The organism is Slackia heliotrinireducens DSM 20476, assembly GCF_000023885.1.
GTDB classification, from domain to species: Bacteria; Actinomycetota; Coriobacteriia; order Coriobacteriales; family Eggerthellaceae; genus Slackia; species Slackia heliotrinireducens.
Genome location: NC_013165.1, coordinates 2,285,106 through 2,302,745, shown reverse-complemented (window position 1 = coordinate 2,302,745; position 17,640 = coordinate 2,285,106). Strand labels below are relative to the sequence as shown.

Sequence of the window (17,640 nt, the reverse complement as noted above, 5' to 3'; positions counted from 1 at the left end):
TCTGCAACGGAAGGCATCGGGGCGTCAACGTATGGCTGCCCCGCCGTGGAGTTGCGGCCGATTGTGATATATTCCCAATCCTACAGTCAACCAACGTAGGCATGCTAGGCACTCCCGAGCAGTCGGCCGCCGTGCTGTGCAAAAGGCTATAATGGCGGAGCCAAACAATGATCAGCCCAGGTGCCCATCCGGTCCATTGTTTGGCGACGATCCCGATCGGATGGGCGCCTGGGCGGATGGGATACCGCCATGTCCACCCGTACGAACCCGTTCGCGAAGCGGGTCAACGCCCTCGATGAGGGCGATTTCGCGCTCTTGCAAGAGGCCGTCGAGACGAGAAGGTGCCGCGAGTCCGTCGGCGTCGGAGATTACGACGAGGCTGCCGACGAGTGGAGGCCCCGGCCCCCGTGCCCGAGATGCGGTTCCGGCGAGACCGTCGGCCGAGGCCGCACGGGTGCCGGCCGCAGGTTCTGGGAATGCCGCGACTGCGGTCGCAAGTACACGTCGTTGGCCGGCACGATATTCGAATCCTCGAAGAAGCCCCTGTCCGCATGGGTCCTCTTCATCCGCCTCATGTGCTACAACGTGCAGCTCGACGCTGCGGCGGAGCTCTGCGGGATGTCGCACCAGACGGCCTGGGAGTGGCGCCACCGGGTCATGAGCACGATAGACGGCTACCAGGACCGCATCGTCCTGCGGGACAAGGTCTGGATAGACGAGATGTACGTCACGGACTCCGACCTGAAGGGAGGCCCGGGCTGGAGGCCGAAGAGGGGCCTGAGCAAGGACAAGGTCTGCATAGCGGTCGCGATCGACGTCCACAAGAACGTGGTCGCCGTGCGCTGCGGCCACGGCAAGCCCTCGGCCAGGCGCATCAAGGACGCGCTGCAGGCCAGCATCGCCGAGGGCTCCGAGATCTTCCACGACATGGAGAAGTCCCACAAGTCGCTGGTGAAGGCCGTGAAGGGCGTCGACCGGCCCTACAAGGCCGACACGAAGGACCCGGAGTACCTCGAGAAGATGGCGATGGTGAACAACCTGTGCTCCTGGATCAGGCGCTACCTGCACGGCTACGTCGGCATGGACGTCAAGAACCTGCAGTCATATCTGAACTGGTACGCGTACCTGTTCAGGGTCAAGCGGGCCGAGGAGAAATGGCCCAAAGTGGAAAGGGTGCTCCGCCATTTGTTCATGGCCGACGCCACTTTCCGCAGCTCGCGCAAGCGCGGTCACGCCTACGTTGGTTGACTGTAGGGAATTCCCAAAAACAACCGACGAAAGGGATACTGTATGGCATTTGAAATCGGCGAGACCCTGCACGGGTTTCGCGTCAGCTCGGTCGAGCCTCTTTCCGAAATCGACGGCGAAGCCATCGTCATGCGTCACGAGCGCAGCGGTGCGCGTCTGCTGTTCCTGAAGAACGAGGATGAAAACAAGGCGTTTTCCATCTCGTTCAAAACGCCTCCGAAAGACAGCACGGGCGTGTTCCACATCCTAGAGCATTCGGTGCTCTGCGGGTCCGAGAAGTTCCCGGTCAAGGAGCCGTTCGTCAATCTGCTCAAGACGTCCATGCAGACGTTTTTGAACGCGATGACCTTCCCGGACAAGACGATGTACCCCGTGGCCAGCACAAACATGCAGGACCTCATGAACCTGACGGACGTCTACATGGACGCCGTGCTTCGTCCTAACATCTATCTGAAGCGTCAGCTGTTCGAGCAGGAAGGCTGGCACTACGAGCTGGACGAGGCCGATGAGGGCGCCGGGTCTCCCGAGCGCCTGCGCTACAACGGTGTGGTGTTCAACGAGATGAAGGGCGCGCTTTCCGACCCCGAGGACGTGCTCAACTACGAGCTCAACAAAGCACTGTTCCCGAACACCTGCTATGCGTTCGAGTCGGGCGGGCATCCGCGTAAGATTCCGACGCTCACCTACGAGGATTACCTGGACACCCACGCGCGCCATTACCGGCTGGACAACTCCTACATCATCCTGTACGGCGACATCGACGCCGACCGCATGCTGGGCCATCTGGACGAAGAGTACCTGTCGGTCATCGAGCCGCGTGTGGAAGAAGGCCCCAATCCCATTGGCATCCAGGAGCCGCTGGTCAACATGGATGTGGTAGTGCCCATGGGCACGGCTCCCGAAAACGCCTGCGTGGCCTTGGGATACGTGGTCGGCACTGCACGCGATTTCGAACGTGTGCTGGCCACCGACGTGCTGCTCGATGCGCTGTTGGGCGGAAACGAGTCGCCCATCAAGCGTGCACTGCTTGACGAGGAGCTGGGCGGCAACGTGTTCTCGTACCTGATGGATTCCCAGGCGCAGCCTGTGGCCATGATCGGCGTCCGCAACGCCAAGCCCGGCATCCGCACCCGCCTGCGCGAAGTGGTTGAGGAGCAGGCCGCCAAGCTGGTGCAGGAAGGCATCCCCCGCGACGTGCTGAACGCGTCGCTTTCGCAGATCGCCTTCATGCTGCGCGAGCGCGACCGCGGCATTGCCGACGGCGTGCCGCTGGCGATGAACGCCATGGCCGGCTGGCTGTACGACGAGGACATGCCCACCACGTACCTTCGCTACGAGGAGCCGCTGGCCCACATGCGCGAAGGTCTCGAGAACGGGTACTTCGAGCGCCTGCTGGACGAGCTCATCGTCAAGAGCAACCATAAGGCGCTGGTGGAGGTCCTTCCCACCGAGCCCGAAGGAGAAGGTGAAGAAGCCGCAGAGCTGGCCGAGAAGCTCGCGTCGATGACCGAAGCCGACAAGCAGGCCGTCCGCGACGACGTTGCGCTGCTGCGCAAGCACCAGGAGACGCCCGACGCACCGGAAGACGTGGCGAAGCTGCCCATGCTGCACGTGTCCGACATTGGACCTGCCAAGCCCGACCCAGCGTTCGAAGTCCTCGAGGACACGCCGTTGACCTGCCTGTTCCATGAGCTGCCGACGAGGCACATCGACTACGTGTACCACTATTTCGACATCATGGATCTGGATTGGGAGGACGTCCCGTACCTGACGTTGCTGTCCGTGTTCACGGGCAGGCTGGCCACCGCAACCCGTTCGGCGGCTGAGGTGGACGTATGGACGCGCCAGCATCTGGGCAGCCTTCATGTGGCCGCAGAGCCACTGGTTGCTGAAGACGATCCTTCGAAAATCTCGTATCGCCTGGTGGTGGCCGCATCGGCCGTTGCCGAAGAAATCGAAAGCCTGGCTTCCATCCCCATGGAGGTGTGCACGTCCATGCAGTTCGACGATGCCGGAAGGATGCGGGACATCCTTATCCAGCGTCGTGTCGGACTGGAGCAGGCCTTTGCCAACAACGGCCATATGTGCGCATCGTCGCGCGTGGCGTCCTATCTCATGCCGGCCGCCGTTCTGGCCGAGCAGAGCAACGGTGTGGACTACTACAGGTTCCTGAAAGACCTGCTGGACCATTTCGACGAGCGTTTCGAGGGCCTGAAAGCGAAGCTCACCGAGCTGCAGAGCCGCATCTTCACCAGGAACGGTCTGGTCACCAGCTTCGTGGGTTCGCGCGAGGAGCTTGACGCGTACTGGCGGGCCGCAGGGGATCTGGATCTTCCTGAAGGGGAGGAGAAGGTCCGGCGCCTGGTCATCCCCGAGCCCGTGGTGAAAAACGAGGCGTTCATCGTGCCGACGGACGTGTGCTATGTATCCAAGGGAACGATTGCATCTTCAGTGGGTTCCTATTCGGGCTTGTGGCCGGTGGCATCGGCTGCTCTTTCTTACAACTACCTGTGGAGCGAAGTCCGTGTGAAGGGCGGCGCCTACGGTGTCGGATTCCGCCGCACGACCGCCGGTTTCGCACGATTCCACACCTATAGGGACCCGAACATCGACGAGAGCCTGCGCCGCTTCGACGAGGCTGCCGCATGGCTGGCCGCCTTTGAGCCTACGCAAGACGAGATGGAGGGCTACATCGTGAGCACCGTGGCCACCCATGACTCGCCGGTCAAGCCCAAGCATATCGCCCGCCGGCAGGATACGGCCTATTTCAGGGACGACCCGATGGACCTGCGCGAGCGTCGCCGCGAAGAGGAGCTCTCTGCCACGCCGCAGTCCATTCGCGACTGCTCGGCGGTGCTGCGGAAGATCGCCGATGAGGGTGCGTGGTGCGTGTTCGGAAACGAAAACATGATTCGTTCGGCGACCACGCCGTTGAATGTGATTGACCTGCTGAACGAATAGGTTCGAGGCTGCATACGGAAACGCCCGCGGGGGAGCAATCCCGGGCGGGCGTTTTTCTTTGGGGTTCGGAATCGGGATCTTATGGAAGGCGGAAGGGGTCCAGTGGATCTGTCTCGGGCTTCCGTTTGGTTTCGGGCGGAGCTGACGCCGAATCGTCGCCTGCGGGCAGCTCGCCGACGGGAGCCGTCTCGTATTCGCCTTCAAGCGGTTCGGCATCTGCGGCTTCCTCCGCGTTGCGTTCGGCCGCTTCGGCCGCCCTGGCCTCGGCCTTCGCACGCTTCTTGTCGTCGTGGCGTTCCAGCATCATGAGGACGATCATCCAGATGAAGGTGACAAGCAGAAGCGCGGTGCAGATAGCATCCGCCAAGATGAATATGTTGAGTGTGCCTGCCAGCGTTGCGTAGCCTGCGGGCATGCCCATACGAATGATGAGGGCGCCGGCAAGCGTTACGACCTGCTGGAGCAGGACGATGAAGAACATCTTTATGTTGGTCCGTGGATTGAAGATGACCAGAGGATAGGTGCATAGCCAAACGACCATGGCTACGCCCAGGGCGCGGACCGCTGCCTGGCCTGGAACTCCGCTCAACTGGAACATCTTGAGGTGCCCCGCCGGCTCCGAAATGAACACGATGGCGAAATACAAAATCACGAAGAACGTGATGGTCGCGATGATTCGTACGCTCCACGCGACGGATTTGGAGCTTCGCCGTTGCCTTTGAACGTCTGTTTCAGCCATGATGAACCTCTTCCACGTGCCTGTGCATGAACCAATTCTATCCCTGTTTGGCCGGATGCGCATCACGGGGCCGGATTTGCCGCCCGTGTTTTCCGCATGCGGACGGCGTGCCCCGCAGTCCCCCGCAAGTGTCATGTTTTGATGCTTTTCACGTGCGGCGACGCCTGTACGAGCCGAGGTGCTAGAATACAGCGTTACGTAAAAAGCCACATGAAGAAGGATTCGCATGCCTTACAACTGTCCAGAAGGTACCGCCGATTTGCTGCCTGCCTCCGCACGCCTTTGGCAGCGTGCTGTCAGCACGGCTACCAAACTGTTCTCCTCTTATGGGTACGAGCCCATTGAAACGCCGTTGTTCGAGCTGACCGAGGTGTTTACTCGCGGCATCGGCGAGGCGACTGACGTGGTCAACAAGGAGATGTTCGTCGTCCGCAGCGGCGAAAACTACAAGCGCGCCTTGGCCGCCGGAAACGACGACGGCCTCAAATCGAAGCAGCGCCTGGCCCTTCGTCCCGAAGGCACCGCAGGAACGGTGCGTGCTGTGGTGCAGCACAACCTGGTCGAACAGGGTTCCGCTCCGGCGAAGCTGTTCTACTACGGCCCCATGTTCCGCGCCGAGCGTCCCCAGAAGGGCCGTTTGCGCGAGTTCCACCAGATCGGTGCCGAGTGCCTGGGTTCCACCGAGCCGTCGGCCGACGCCGAGATGATCATCATGCTTATGCGTTTCTACGAGAAGATGGGCGTGCCCCGTTCCGATATGCGTTTGCTCATCAACTCCATGGGCGACGACGAATGCCGCCCGGCATACCGCGAAATGGTGCGCCGGCACATCCTGGATCATGCCGACGAGATGTGCGAAGACTGCCAGCGCCGCGCGGAAACCAACCCGCTGCGCGCGTTCGACTGCAAGAAGGACGCCTGCAAGCACGTTATGGAAAGCGCGCCTATCATCACCGACCACCTGTGCGACGATTGCCGTAGCCATTACGAGGCCGTAAAGAAGCATCTGGATGCGGCGGGCATCGAATACATCGAGGACCCCACGCTGGTCCGCGGCTTGGATTACTACACGCGAACTGTGTTCGAAATTCAATCTACTGCCATCGATGCAGCTCAGAGCGCCATCGGCGGCGGCGGGCGTTATGACAAGCTGGCCGAGACCGTGGGCGGTCGCCCCACGCCGGGCCTGGGCTTCGCCTTGGGCTTCGAACGCATGGTTCTGGCCCTGGAGGCCGCCGGAGCGTTGGGGAACACGGGCAGGCGCATCGACGGCTACATCGCCTGCGTGAACGACAGCGTTCGCGGAGCCGCCTTCGAGCTTCTGTGCGCCGCGCGCGACGCAGGGCTCACGGTCGACATGGACCATCAGGGCAAGAGCTTGAAAGCCCAGTTCAAGATTGCTGACCGTCTGGGTGCCAGCACGGTGGTCATCCTTGGTCCAGACGAGCTCGCCGAGGGCAAGGCCCGTGTTCGCGACATGGGCACGCATGCTGAATCCCTGGTCGACCTGGACTCCGTGAAGAAGATTCTCCTCCAGTTCAACGGGCTTGAGGTCGACGACGACACGTTTTCAAATCTCAGCGGAATGGCGTCCGCTGCAGATGGCGATAAGGAGCTTTAAACAATGACGGATTATCTGAACGAATACTGCATGCACGACCACACCTGCGGTGAGCTGCGTCTTAAGGACGTCGACACCGAAGTGGTCCTGACCGGTTGGGTGTGGCGCACCCGCGACCTTGGAGCGCTCATCTTTATCGACCTGCGTGACCGCGAGGGATACACCCAGGTCATCGTCGACCCCGACTGCGTGAGCGCCGAGGACTTCAAAAAGGCCGAGAGCCTGGGTCGCGAATACGTGATCAAGGTGGTCGGCAAGGTCCGCTCCCGCGGCGAGGCCGCCTTCAACCACGACATGGCCACCGGTGAAATCGAGGTGCTCGCCTCGGCCATCGAGATTCTGAACACCTCCGTCACCCCTCCGTTCCATATCGAAGACGGTAGCGAAACCGACGAGATCATGCGCATGAAGTGGCGCTACATGGATCTGCGCCGTCCCGAGATGTTCCAGACCATCAAGCTGCGCCATACGGTGGCGCAAGCCATGCGCGGCGCCCTGAACAAGCGCGGGTTCATCGAGGTGGAGACGCCCATCCTGGCCAACTCCACGCCCGAAGGCGCCCGTGACTTCCTCGTGCCCAGCCGTCCGAACCCGGGCAAGTTCTATGCTCTGCCGCAGAGCCCCCAGCAGTTCAAACAGATGCTCATGTGCGGCGGCATCGAGCGCTATTACCAAATCGCCCGCTGCTTCCGCGATGAGGACCTGCGCGCTGACCGCCAGCCCGAATTCACCCAGGTGGACGTCGAGATGTCCTTCGTCGAGGGCGAGGACGTCATGGACATGATGGAAAGCGTCATGCAGGAGGTGCTCGAAGCCGTCAACGTCGAGCACGAGTTCCCGCTGCAGCGCATGCAGTACGCCGACGCCATGGAGTACTACGGGTGCGACCGCCCCGACATCCGTTTTGACATGAAACTCGTCAACCTGAGCGAAATCGTCCGCGACTGCGGATTCGGCGTGTTCGCCAAGACCGTGGAATCCGGCGGCGTGGTCAAGGCCGTTAACTGCAAGGGCGCAGGCGATTGGAGCCGTGGCGAGATCGAGAAGCTGGAAGCAAACGTGGCCCGTCCCAACGGCGCGAAGGGCATGGCCTGGTTTGCCATCACCAGCGAAGGCAAGGAGAAGGGTTCCTTCATCAAGTTCCTGGGCGAGGAGACCTTCGCCGCCATCAAGGAGGCCGTGGACGCAGAGCCCGGCGACCTGGTGTGCTTCGCAGCCGACAAGGCGCCCGTGGCCAATGCCGTGCTGTCCGCCATCCGTTTGCACATGGCGGATGCCCTGAATATTCCGCGCGAAGGCCATGCGCTGCTCTGGGTGGTGAACTTCCCCATGTTCGGATACGACCCCGAAGAGGGCAAGTACAGCGCCGAGCACCATCCCTTTACCATGGTTCCGCCTGATCAGCAGCATCTTATCGAGGACGATCCCCTGGCTTGCGGCAGCTATTCGTACGACCTGGTCATGGATGGCTTCGAGGCCGGCGGCGGCACCATCCGCGTGCACAACGCCGACCTGCAGCGCCGCGTGCTGCGCCGTTGCGGCCTGACCGACGAGGAGATTGACGAGAAGTTCGGCCATCTGCTGCGCGCTCTCGAGCTGGGCGCTCCGCCCCACGGCGGCATCGCCCTGGGCCTGGACCGTCTGGTCATGCTGCTGGCTGGCAAGCAGTCCATCCGCGACGTCATCGCATTCCCGAAGACGACGTCGGCATCCGACCCCATGACCAACGCCCCCAGCGAGGTCACCGAGCGTCAGCTGACGGAAGTCAATTTGCGTTTGATGTAACGATACAAGCCTACATGTCGATAGCCGCCCTTCGGGGCGGCTTTTTTCGTGCGATGGCGCATGCGGGGTCCGAATATTCGTTTTGCAGGAAAAAATCCAGGCTCCGAATCGCATCTTCATTTTTATACAGTGTAGAATTGCAACGTTAAATTTGAATTAACGATGCATAAGGAGAACGGATGGGCGATAGGTGCCTTTGGCTTTATAGCGATAGGGGAGAGGGCTTCATCGGCTGCGCATCGCCCGAGGCCAGACGGGGTGTCCTGGGGGATTCCAGCGGTTTGGACGAAGCGGGCCTGCTGGACGTTGCGGTCCGATTCGTGAATGCCAGAACCCCGACGGAACTGCTGGAGCCGTTGCATCGGCTGGCATGGGCCTATCCGGATATTCGCTTGGTTGCGCCGTATGAAGCATTTGACGGGGAAGTGTTCGCTACGTTGGACGCGTCGGCGCTCGCTGCAGATTGGGCGCATGCCGACGGTCGCAGGACGACCCGCGCGTCCGATAGAACCCAAGCCCGACAGGCGTTGCAAATCTGGGACCGCGAAAACGTTTTGCAAGGTCAAAGCCCCATTTTCGAGATATCGGGGCTTTGGCGGCCCTTTCGTCCCAATGAAGCGGATGCGGAATGCATTTCCCTGTCAGACGTGCTGAAGCTGCGAAGCGACCTTCTGGCGCACATGCATCTTCTGGCCCGCCTGTACGGAAGGGAGGCCTATGGCGAAGGGCGTTATCCGACATCTCCCCTTATGGACCTGGACGACGAACAGCCTGAAGGGGGCATTCGGCGGCTGTATGCGGAGGTGCTTGACGCATACCACGCGCATGCGCCTGAGCAGGCATACGCCTTCGAACAGGTGGAGGACGCGTTGGCGTCGGGGTGCCTTGACGAATCTTACGGAATGGAATCCGGCGGCATCCATTTCTCCATGGTGCTTGCCCAATACGTCCGCTACGTTTTCTCGGCGTTTCTCTTTTCTGAACGACAGGTGCTTTCAGCAGGGGAAACAATCGGCGTGAGCCATGTTCCCCACTGTCTTGCGGGCGCGTTGTGGACTACCGTTGCGCGTGGACTCGCATCGCGTCCCCGCAAGGGATCGCTGGGCATATGCGAGGTGTGCGGACGTCCCTTCGTGTACGGAACCGCGCGGCAGAGGGTCTGCGGGAGCGGGTGTCGATCGAAGAAGAGCAGGAGCGGCTTATCAGGCCAATGATTGGGTCCGCAACCCGACAAGAACAATGCGGATGCATATGCGAACAGGCGCTTGAGCAGGGGTGAGAGGTTAGTTCTGTTAGATTTCAGATCGGCTGTTCCGAAATCTTTGCCAGATGAACGAACCTAGAATAGCGTCCGACTCGGCCGATATGGGCCATTCCGGACCGCAAAGCATGGCAGAAAAAACCAGGCCGACGGGGTTGTTCCGTCGGCCTGGATGGTTTCTGGTGGGCGATGAGGGATTTGAACCCCCGACCTTATGCGTGTAAAGCATCTGCGCTCCCGCTGCGCCAATCGCCCGCGTGCGAAAAAGTATTTTGACACAACGTGGAGAATAAGTCGAGACTCAGATTGGATTCAGGTCGAGTTCAAAAAGAGACCACCTTTCGATGCAAGGTTTACATACAAATCGGCAAGGTTCGACTGTCATCATCGGGGCATCCGACGAGACGGGAGGAACCTATGCAGAGACGGAAATCGGTCGTATTCGGCATCCTGTGCGGCATCGCCTGCGCGTTGTGCGTGGCGATGTACGCCCAACAGCTTCAGGCTGATGCCGATGCCCAACGCGCAGAGGCTTTGGCTCGCTACGGTGGCGAGCAGACGGAAGTTTGGGTGGCAACGCGCGACATCGCACCGGGAGAGACGGTCGACGAGACCAATGCGGAATACAGGATGTGGCTCGTCGAGCTGCTTCCTCACGATGCCGTTTCCGATCTGGCCGGCCTGGAGAGCCGTGTTGCAACCAGCCCCATCGTGCAAGGCGAGGTTATCTCTGCGCAGCGGTTCGTAGCCGATGACGAGGCCCTCGGCACGCCGGTTCCCGAAGGATTGTGTGCCGTCAGCGTTCCCGCAGAAGATGTCGCGACGGTGGGCGGCTCCATAAGGGCCGGCAGCAGGGTTGACGTGTACGTTTCTTCGGGAACAACGACCGACCTTCTTGCCCATGACGTGCTGGTCTTGTTCACGAGCGCATCTTCGGCCGACGGTTCGGAGGCCATCTCCTGGGCAACCCTTGCCGTCGAGCCCGAAATGGTACAGGAGCTCATCTCTGCCGCCGAAAGGACGAGCCTGTATTTCTCCCTTCCTTCGGATTCCGTGTTGGCTGATGGTTCGTATGCAACCGAATCCGAAAAAGGCGAGGCGGACGGACCCCAGGAAGCCGAACCCGAGCCAGAGGTCGAGGCTAAATCGGATGAAGGCGAACCCGATGCTTCGGCTGACACGGCCTTTGATGAAGGTCCTTCGACGGAATCCAAATCCCAGGAAGAAGAGGTGCTTTGATGCCTGTCCAAGTAATACTTTGCGCGGACGGTCCGACTTTGAAAGAGCCGTCGCTTATGGGGCTGGAGGGCGAAAACGTCCTGTCGCTGCCGTGGCTTGCATGCGCTTCAACTGCCCAGGAGTGTCGAGATACGTGCGGGCGAAACCCTCAAGCGACGGAGGCATGGGTAGTCTCCTGCGACGACATGTCGCCGATCAACCTGGCCGCTGCGTTGAAGCGCGACAACCCCGCCCGTTCGGTCCGACTGGTCTCATTCGAGCAGAACGGATCGCTGGCCAGCCGCGCAAGCGCCGCAGGAATCGACACGTTGTACGACGAGAGGGCGTTTGCTACGGCCTATGCCACGGTGAAGAAGCGTGCGATGCTGCTGGCTCCGGCTGCCAAGACGACAGTGATTCCATCCGTGTCTGCCCAGATGCCTAAACAGCAGCGGGTCGTTCAGGCCCCGCCGTCGGAGCCAGCGGTCAAGGTGTCGCAGCCCGCAACGAAATCCGCATCCGGAAGTCAAAGCCGCGTTCCCCTTGTTACCGGGACGGCAAGCGTGCGGCCTCCCGCCAAGGTCGCGCCGCAGCCATCGGGGCGTCTCATGCCTCCGGTGAAGTGGCCTCAGATAGCGCCTCCTGCCGGGGTGGAAGCTGGAACCGTGGTGTCTGTCGTGTCGGCAAGCGGGGGATGCGGGAAGAGCTCGTTCGCGGCGGTGTTTGCCCTGCGGTGTTGCAGGCGCGGGCTGTCCGTGGCGGTGGTCGATGCCGATTTGCAGTTTGGGGACATGGCCTATCTCCTGGGGGCGAAGAAACCTCTGGGCATGGACGAGGCTGCCTTGCATCCGCATTCGGTTTCTGCGCTTTCCAGCGACAAGGGATCGGGCCGTCCGGTGGTTATTGCGCCGCCTGAGCGTGTAGAAGATTCCGAATGGGCAGCCGCAGCGCTGGTGCCTATCATCCGCACGCTCCAGAAGACGTTCGACGTGGTGCTCGTCAATACCGGAGCATTCTGGAACGACGTCCAGCCTCAAATCATAGAGGCTTCCGACGCGGTGCTGTTCATGCTGGGACAGCGGACGTCATCGCTGCGGGCAACCGTGCGCGCGGTGGAACTGTGCACCCGCATGGGGCTTGCCACCAGCTCGTTCGTGTTCCTCATTGGAAGGTATACGCGCACGGGCATGGTATCCACGGTGGATGTGTCCTGCGCATTGCGCGGAGCCAAGGCAATGCCCGTTGGTGACGGCGGCCGAGAGGTTGAGGAGTTGCTGGATTCGGGGTACGCCGATGAGCTTGCTCGTTCCAAGAACCCACTCTGCTCGGCAGCAGACGATGCCATCACGGCCGTGGTGCCGGCGCTCGGCGGGCATGCCGAGGAGAAGGGCAAGGCTGGCAAGCGTCAGCATAGGAAATGGTTTGGAAGGAGGGAATCGAGTGGGACTGTATGAGCGCGTTCAGGTGGCTGAGCGCGAAGGAGGGCAGGCCCGACGAGCCGATGGCGGTCGGGCCCTGGATGATTTGAAGAAAGATGTCTCGGTGTATCTGCCGTCCGACAAGCTGGCCCGTATGGTGGTGGAGAATCCTCGCCAGGCTAGAAGTGAGATTCGCAACGCCTGCAAGAAGATCTTCGCGCAGCCCGCATGGTCCGATCGCGGAATCGAGTCGAATAGGGCGCTCATGCAGGATCTTCTGGACACGGTGTTCGGATTGGGGCCGTTGCAGCCGCTGATCGACGACGGCCGCGTAACTGAGGTCATGGTCAATGGGTACGGATCGGTGTTCGTGGAATTGAACGGCCGCTTGCTGCCAGCGGGTGTGTCGTTTGCGGGCGAGCAGCAGGTCCGGGCGCTGATAGATCGCGTTCTGGCACCCCTGGGAAGACGCGTGGACGAGAGCTCGCCGATGGTGGACGCCCGTCTGTCAAGCGGTCATCGTGTCAACATAGTCATTCCGCCCATCGCGTTGGATGGGCCCACCATCACCATCAGGAAATTCACCGCCCATGTTATGTCGCTGGAAGAGATGATGGCCAAGGGCTCTTTCGACTGTTCTGTAGCGAAGGTGTTCGAATGGGCCGTCCATGCGCGCAAGAACATCGCTGTTTGCGGTGGGACGGGCAGCGGTAAAACTATACAGTAGGTCAAATGGTACCGTCAATGAACGGCGGAAACACCGTATAGGTTTTGACAGGTAGGACTATTATGCTATAATGGATAGGTCTAGGATTTGCTGTGGTCGCAATAGCGTCCCCCGATCCGCGTGATGGCGGATTAATAAGCGGGTGAAGTCAAGACGGCGGTGGTAGTCGGCAGGTAGCGCTCCGGCGAGGCACAGGAGCCGTTCCGGGTCCCGAGGTTAGGCGCGGTACATGGTACCGGGCCTGGCTCGTGAGGACCGGACATGACCAGAGAGGCGACCACCCAACCCCGATCAACTAAAGACTACCTGACGCTGCGCGAGGCGTCCGAACTCGGCTACGGCGAGCCGAAGACGCTGAAGGCGCGCATCAAGGACGGCACGCTGCCCGCCACCAAGATGGGCGGCCAGAAATGGCGCGTGCGCCGCGCCGACCTCGAGGCGCTCGCGTGCCCCGACGGGTACGGCGAGCGCACCGGGGCGATGACGCGCGAGGAGGCGATCCGCACACGCATCGAGCGTGCCGCCCGCGAACTCGCGGAACTGGCTCCGGAGATCTCCGACGAGCAGCGCGCGGCGATCCGCGCGACGCTGCTGTAGGCGGCGGTCGGCCATGGCCACCAGGGCATGGATGCCCGGCTCGTCGACCATCCTCGAAGACGACAGGTCGCTCGTCGACCGGCTCGTCGCGGCGGGTTGGGACGAGGACGAGCTCACGAACACGAAGGGCAGGAAGCAGTTCGGCGTGCTGCACCGGCAGATCGCGAACCCGCTGAGCCCGTTGCTCCGGGGCGGCGGCGCCGCGGCTGCGCAGGGCGCGCCGGCATTGGCGCAGGCTGGCGCCGTTACCTCCTCCCAAGCGCTGCCCGCGGCGGGCGCGGTGGGCGCGAATTCGGGCGCGGGACCTTTAGCAGCGACGTCCGCGCTAAAGGCAAATTGCAATGGTAGCCCAGGTCAGGGCGCGGGGGCGAAAGTGTGTAGGGGACTCCCCCACACGGTCTCGCCCCCCATGCCGCAACAGCCCGCGCAGACGACGGCAGCGGCCCCCGCGCCGCCTGCCGCCAGCACCCCGCCGGCGCTGCCCGCGCCCGCCGCCGTGCCCCCCGCTGCGCCCGCGTCCGCGGCCCCGCCGGCGACGGCCCTCGGGGTGTACGCGCCACCGGCCCCGCCCGCGGTGTCGCTGCCGCTCGACCTGTCGACGTTGCCGACGATCCGCGCGATCCGCTCGCCCCGCGCGGAGTTCGTCATCGCCCTCGACACCGAGTTCCACTACATCACGCCGAAGGGCCGCGAGCGGCTGATGCTGACGTGGCAGTACGCGTTCGCCGAGCCCGCGAACCCCGATATATGGCATGAGGTGGTGTTCTACGCGGTGTCTGCCGACAAGCGGCTGGGGTTCCACCGCGCCATCGCCTACATCATGGAGCGGTTCGGCATCGTTGGGCAGTTGTCGGCGCTCGGCGCCACGACGTGCCCGGAGGACGGGTACATGTACGCCGCGTCCCGCGTCTGGATAGTGCCCGACCACGACCTGCACGGCGCCGGGTGGGATGCATACGATCCCGACGAGAAGGGAAGGTGCTCCGGCTGGGTCAAGTGCAAGTCGTTCGACGAGGCCCTCGATGTCGTGGGCGACCCTGCCTTCAAGGACGAGTACGAGGAACTCGTAATGGTGTACGACCTGTACGTCGACTCGTTGGTCCGGGGAGGCATGGGCAAGAAAGCCGCAGAACGGCAGGCGCGCGGCTCGCATCCCGCCCGATGCAAGTTGAAGGTTGACCTCGAGACAGGCGAGCCTGTGACGCTCGCAGGCTACCGCAACGAGTTCGGTGGGTTCCACCGTAAGGGGCAGGCAGTGCCCGTCACGGTCGTCTGCCATGCCGCCAAGGCCGATCTCACCGCGTACACCGACGATGCCGACGACTACGAGAAGGACATGTTGCTGCGCGTCGCCAACATCCAGGGCGGCCTCATGACGCTGCAGCCCTACACCGCCAACCCCCACCTCGCGGCCTCGTGGTGGCGTTTCTACCCGCTCAACGTGACAATACGCGACACGATGGGGCACGCCCCTGCGAAGTTGAAGTCGTTGGAGGCCCTCGGCGAGGCGGTCGGGGTGCCCAAGGTGCATCTGCCGCAGGGCTACTCGAAGGACCATATGGACGCCTTCCTGAAGGGCGATCCCGTGGCGTTCTTCGAGTACGCCGCGCAGGACGCCGTCGCTACGCTGGCGTACGCCTCGGCGATGTACGTGGAGAACCGCGCGATGCCCGTCACGATGAGCTCGGCCGCCGCGAAGTCGATGAGGATCTCGATGAAGGGCTACTTCGGCATCACGTCGAACGCCGAGTTCGACCGGGTATGGCGCGGGCTCGTCCGCGAGAAGGGGCTGGCCCCCGGTGCCAGGGGACGCCTCGGCCCGAAGTCGAGCCTCGTGCCCGTAAACGACCGTGCCCGCATCCTGCAGGAGTACGCGCGCAACGCGTTCAAGGGCGGTGCCAACGGGTGCAGCGCCATCGGCCTGATCGACAAGCCGACGACGGACGTCGACGCGTGCAGCGCCTATCCGACCGCGTTCTCCGGCGTGTTCGACATCGACTGGGAAGACCCGAAGTCGATCGTGCGCGAGTGGGTCCGGGAGGAGCCGACGCTGCAGGACTTCCGCACGCCGTGGGACCCCGCGTTCGCCTACGTCGACGATTACCGCTTTCCCGACGACGTGCCCTATCCTTGCATAGCCATGCACGTCGGCGACTGCATCGTCTTCCCGCGCTCCCTCGGCGACCGCGATGGCGTGTACGTCACCGGGTTCGAGATCTGGCTCGCGCTGAAGTTGGGTGCCTACATCCACATCGAGCACGGCTACCTCGGGAAGTACCGCTTGGACGACCGCGGGTTCCCCACGCACTCGATGTTCCGCGGCGGGCAGCAGTTCGTCGAGGACCGCGCCACCCTCAAGTACGCGATGGAGAACGGGCAGCCCGAGTTGAAGGTCTTCGAGCAGGGCGAGAAGACCATGATTTGCTCGGTGTACGGCAAGTCGGCGCAGAACGTCATCGAGAAGACGTCGTGGAACGCGATGAGCGGCGAGATGGAGGACCTGGGGATGTCGTGCATCACGTCTCCGACGCACGCGACCGTGACGACGGCGGCCGTCCGGTGCATCCTGATGGCGGCCATGAACGAGTTGGAAATGGGCGGCCATCGGTGCTATTCGTTCACGACGGACGGCTTCATCACCGACGCCGACGTTGCCATGGTGCGCAACCTGTCCCTGTTCGGGCTGGCCCCCTACTTGGAGGCGCTGCGCTTCGGGTTGGTCGGCGATGGCACCGTCTGGGAGGCCAAGCACCGCCAGGAGTGGTTCTACAACGTCACGACCAGGGGCAACATCGCCCCGTATCCGAAGATCGAGGCATCGGACGGCACCGTGCTGCACGCCGCCGGCGTCTGCGCCCACAACAGTTACATCTCCCCGTACACGCCCGAGTCGCTCGCCGACCGCCTCTACTGCCTGGACGCCTGGCTGACGCGTTCCCCCGACGTCAACGAGGGCAAGTGCTCCTGCACGCACGGCGCCTGGGTCACGTTCCGAAAACTGGCCGACAAGAAGTTGCGCGAGGACTTCTACGTCGAGGAGGACGCCAGGCGCGATCTGCGCATGGACTTCGACATGAAGCGCAAGCCGGTGGAGACGAGCCTCGTCACCAAGCGTTTCGACATCGCCGTCACCGAGGACGAGATCGCCGCCGCGTACAGCCTCGACACGCTCACGCCCGACGAGTACGCCGAGGTCGCCGACGAGGTCGAGTACTGCCGCACGTTCATCGGCGGGAGGTCGTACGAGGTCTGCAACGTCGATACCGTCCCGTTCGACACGCCCGAGGAGTTCGAGTTCTACCGGGCCCGCGCCCGCACGATGAAGTGCCTGCGGACGGAGTCCGACTGGCGCGCGTTCTTCGCGAAGGTCCATGGCGCGCAGGCCGGCGTGCGCCGCCAGGTCGCCGACTGGGAGTGGAGCCGCATCATGACCTGTGTCATGGGCCATCGCCTCGGTCTCTGGACGATACCAGACCTCGACGACCCCTCGAAGACGGTCGACGAGAAGTGCCAGTGGATAAACGGTTTCAACCAGTCGAAGCGGGCGTTCAAGGCATCCAACTGGAAAGACGCGAGGAAGCAGAACAGGCAGGCACAGATGCTGCCGAGGGACGATGTCGCCGACCTGCTCGACGCCATGGGCGCCGTGGAGGCAGGCTGCATCGTCGTCGACGCCGAGGAGGTGGACTAGATGGCCGAGGAGGACCTGTACACGATCGTCGCCGACGAGATGGTCGCCCGATGGCGGGCGGGCACGGTTTCCGACTACATCGGGGAACGCGGCCTGCTCGACGGCTACCGCTGGGAGTTGTGCGGCGGTGCCGACGACTACGAGCCGAGGCTCTACGTCTGGTCGGAGTACCGCGACCCGGACGGCAAGGCGGTCGCCACCGTGAACGCTGACGGCGAGCTGCGCGTCCTCGACGGCACCGGCGAGGTCCAGCGTTACGGGTCGGTCGGGTTCGCGAGAACCGCCTGCGAGTTCGAGATTGCCGTGGTCAACGAGTACAGACGCCGGTTGGACGAGGCTGATTCCGACGGCGTTATCGAGAGGAAGGTGTAGAG

General features: G+C 62.6%; 12 protein-coding genes and 1 tRNA gene. 11 read left to right on the top strand and 2 right to left on the bottom strand.

The genetic code is table 11. The annotated features are described in order from the left end of the window. Nucleotides 1-249 precede the first annotated feature (249 nt). Both SHEL_RS10145 and SHEL_RS10140 read left to right on the top strand, forming a co-directional pair. The gene (locus tag SHEL_RS10145) at nt 250-1,248 is read left to right on the top strand and encodes an IS1595 family transposase (RefSeq protein WP_012797493.1); all 999 of its coding nucleotides are present in this window, start codon (nt 250-252) and stop codon (nt 1,246-1,248) included. A 42-nt stretch (nt 1,249-1,290) separates the two neighbouring features. Beyond that, entirely contained in the window at nt 1,291-4,209 is a 2,919-nt protein-coding gene (locus SHEL_RS10140; RefSeq protein WP_012799182.1) for an insulinase family protein, read from the top strand. Nucleotides 4,210-4,288: 79 nt separating this feature from the next. Here SHEL_RS10140 and SHEL_RS14515 read toward each other — a convergent pair whose 3' ends face one another. Continuing rightward, a complete protein-coding gene (locus SHEL_RS14515; RefSeq protein ID WP_012799181.1) occupies nt 4,289-4,948 on the bottom strand; it encodes a hypothetical protein in 660 nt (219 codons plus the stop codon). A 226-nt stretch (nt 4,949-5,174) separates the two neighbouring features. Between SHEL_RS14515 and hisS the strand changes: the two genes are divergently transcribed. From hisS to SHEL_RS10120, 3 genes are all read left to right on the top strand, one after another. Next, nucleotides 5,175-6,569: a histidine--tRNA ligase gene (gene hisS, locus SHEL_RS10130; protein WP_012799180.1), complete on the top strand. Its 1,395-nt coding sequence runs from the start codon at nt 5,175-5,177 to the stop codon at nt 6,567-6,569. 3 nt (nt 6,570-6,572) lie between these two features. Beyond that, entirely contained in the window at nt 6,573-8,354 is a 1,782-nt protein-coding gene (gene aspS, locus SHEL_RS10125) for an aspartate--tRNA ligase (RefSeq protein ID WP_012799179.1), read from the top strand. A 179-nt stretch (nt 8,355-8,533) separates the two neighbouring features. Further along, nucleotides 8,534-9,568, top strand: a complete 1,035-nt coding sequence (locus SHEL_RS10120) for a DUF2256 domain-containing protein (protein WP_012799178.1) — start codon at nt 8,534-8,536, stop codon at nt 9,566-9,568. Nucleotides 9,569-9,795: 227 nt separating this feature from the next. Here SHEL_RS10120 and SHEL_RS10115 read toward each other — a convergent pair. Continuing rightward, a tRNA-Val gene (locus SHEL_RS10115) sits at nt 9,796-9,870 on the bottom strand. Between the two features lie 162 nt (nt 9,871-10,032). On the opposite strand from SHEL_RS10115, the gene cpaB reads away from it, so the two are divergent. From cpaB to SHEL_RS10080, 6 genes are all read left to right on the top strand, one after another. Further along, nucleotides 10,033-10,854, top strand: a complete 822-nt coding sequence (gene cpaB / locus SHEL_RS10110; protein WP_012799177.1) for a Flp pilus assembly protein CpaB — start codon at nt 10,033-10,035, stop codon at nt 10,852-10,854. A gap of 56 nt (nt 10,855-10,910) precedes the next feature. After that, nucleotides 10,911-12,287: a CpaE/TadZ family protein gene (locus tag SHEL_RS10105; protein ID WP_012799176.1), complete on the top strand. Its 1,377-nt coding sequence runs from the start codon at nt 10,911-10,913 to the stop codon at nt 12,285-12,287. Continuing rightward, a complete protein-coding gene (locus tag SHEL_RS10100; RefSeq protein ID WP_012799175.1) occupies nt 12,274-12,978 on the top strand; it encodes an ATPase, T2SS/T4P/T4SS family in 705 nt (234 codons plus the stop codon). The genes SHEL_RS10105 and SHEL_RS10100 overlap by 14 nt, the downstream gene beginning before the upstream one ends. 261 nt (nt 12,979-13,239) lie before the next feature. After that, nucleotides 13,240-13,575 carry a helix-turn-helix domain-containing protein gene (locus SHEL_RS10095; protein ID WP_012799174.1) on the top strand — a complete coding sequence of 112 codons (336 nt, stop codon included), beginning with the start codon at nt 13,240-13,242 and terminating at the stop codon, nt 13,573-13,575. A gap of 409 nt (nt 13,576-13,984) precedes the next feature. Beyond that, nucleotides 13,985-17,266 carry a hypothetical protein gene (locus tag SHEL_RS14510; RefSeq protein ID WP_169304473.1) on the top strand — a complete coding sequence of 1,094 codons (3,282 nt, stop codon included), beginning with the start codon at nt 13,985-13,987 and terminating at the stop codon, nt 17,264-17,266. Then, nucleotides 17,267-17,638: a hypothetical protein gene (locus SHEL_RS10080; protein WP_012799172.1), complete on the top strand. Its 372-nt coding sequence runs from the start codon at nt 17,267-17,269 to the stop codon at nt 17,636-17,638. Nucleotides 17,639-17,640 lie beyond the last annotated feature (2 nt).

Bases quoted from the DNA above. Each gene is read 5' to 3' on its own strand.
- SHEL_RS10145 (WP_012797493.1), top strand. From the start codon at position 250: ATGTCCACCCGTACGAACCCGTTCGCGAAGCGGGTCAACGCCCTCGAT.
- SHEL_RS10140 (WP_012799182.1), top strand. From the start codon at position 1,291: ATGGCATTTGAAATCGGCGAGACCCTGCACGGGTTTCGCGTCAGCTCG.
- SHEL_RS14515 (WP_012799181.1), bottom strand. From the start codon at position 4,948: ATGGCTGAAACAGACGTTCAAAGGCAACGGCGAAGCTCCAAATCCGTC.
- hisS (WP_012799180.1), top strand. From the start codon at position 5,175: ATGCCTTACAACTGTCCAGAAGGTACCGCCGATTTGCTGCCTGCCTCC.
- aspS (WP_012799179.1), top strand. From the start codon at position 6,573: ATGACGGATTATCTGAACGAATACTGCATGCACGACCACACCTGCGGT.
- SHEL_RS10120 (WP_012799178.1), top strand. From the start codon at position 8,534: ATGGGCGATAGGTGCCTTTGGCTTTATAGCGATAGGGGAGAGGGCTTC.
- cpaB (WP_012799177.1), top strand. From the start codon at position 10,033: ATGCAGAGACGGAAATCGGTCGTATTCGGCATCCTGTGCGGCATCGCC.
- SHEL_RS10105 (WP_012799176.1), top strand. From the start codon at position 10,911: ATGGGGCTGGAGGGCGAAAACGTCCTGTCGCTGCCGTGGCTTGCATGC.
- SHEL_RS10095 (WP_012799174.1), top strand. From the start codon at position 13,240: ATGACCAGAGAGGCGACCACCCAACCCCGATCAACTAAAGACTACCTG.
- SHEL_RS14510 (WP_169304473.1), top strand. From the start codon at position 13,985: ATGCCGCAACAGCCCGCGCAGACGACGGCAGCGGCCCCCGCGCCGCCT.
- SHEL_RS10080 (WP_012799172.1), top strand. From the start codon at position 17,267: ATGGCCGAGGAGGACCTGTACACGATCGTCGCCGACGAGATGGTCGCC.